This window comes from Oleiphilus sp. HI0066, assembly GCF_001635725.1.
Genome location: NZ_LWFH01000613.1, coordinates 1 through 1,077 on the forward strand (window position 1 = coordinate 1; position 1,077 = coordinate 1,077).

Consider the following 1,077-nt stretch of genomic DNA (forward strand, 5'->3'; position numbering starts at 1 on the left):
GAGTCAAAAGTGCCGAAGCCCATTAGACGTAAAGTTCCGCCTTTTGGTGCGTTAGGGTTTACCCAGTCAAAATGTGTAAAGCCTTCATCGTATTTTGCAGAACCATAGAGAGAAAGCGCATGCCCTGAAATGATTGTTGGCTTAGGAGCTTCGGATTCACTGTGCGCGTATTGGCTCAGTAATAGAAGGCTCAAAAGAATGAAAAGAGTGTTTGCCATAGTTTGAGCCTTAGGTCCTTTTAAGATGCTTAAAGTAAGTCGGTAATAGGGTTGGAAGACCAAGGGGGAGTATACAGGGCTTCCATTTCCGAGGCACTTACAGCACTAAAGTGTGCGTGTTGCCATACTGGCTTTTTGTCTTTATCGATCAAAAGCGCTCTAACGCCTTCAGCAAACTCTGGGTGGCGCACAAGGTTGGTTGCAAGTATTAACTCAGAGCTGAATACTTCTTTCAAACTTGCGTATCGGAAACGTCTGAGTTGCTCGAAGATCACTAACATAGATTGTGGTGAGCCTGCATTCATCGTGGCAATNGCTTTGCTCAACCAAGGGCTTGCGTCTTTGATGCTATTTAGGTCATGAACAATATCGCCAAGCCCTCCTGTTTGGCATATGCCCTCGAGTAAACTCTCATGGTGCGATAAGTTCGAATCAACTGAGTTTTCGCAGCCAAGTTCGTCGATGATTTGGCTAACAAGCGCATGGTTATCTTTGGTTTTCCATGATGCAGCAGCCAAAGCGCTTTGTAAGCTTTCGAGTTTTTCGTTTGCAATGAAATGATCTGCGATGCCAAGTGTCAGCGCGTCCGTTGCATTAATACTTGCTCCTGTTAGCGCAAAGAATATTCCCAAACCACGTGGCATTCGACTCAAGAAATAAGTACCACCTACGTCAGGAAACAAACCAATGGTAATTTCGGGCATTGCGATGCGAGAAGTTTCCGTGATCACACGATGACTGGCTCCAGCCATCAACCCAAGTCCACCGCCCATGACAATGCCTTTGCCTAAACAGATGATTGGTTTTTCATAGGTGTGGATTAAATAATTGAGTTGGTACTCTTCTAAGAAGAAGGTTT

General features: G+C 45.0%; 1 protein-coding gene and 1 pseudogene. Both read right to left on the bottom strand.

All coding sequences use genetic code 11. The annotated features are described in order from the left end of the window. Positions 1-218 (bottom strand): annotated as a pseudogene (locus tag A3738_RS07960) (ABC transporter substrate-binding protein); the annotation flags it as partial. A 29-nt stretch (positions 219-247) separates the two neighbouring features. Beyond that, positions 248-1,077 (bottom strand): enoyl-CoA hydratase/isomerase family protein (locus A3738_RS07965; protein ID WP_156504084.1); only part of this gene is annotated, 830 nt, incomplete at its 5' end.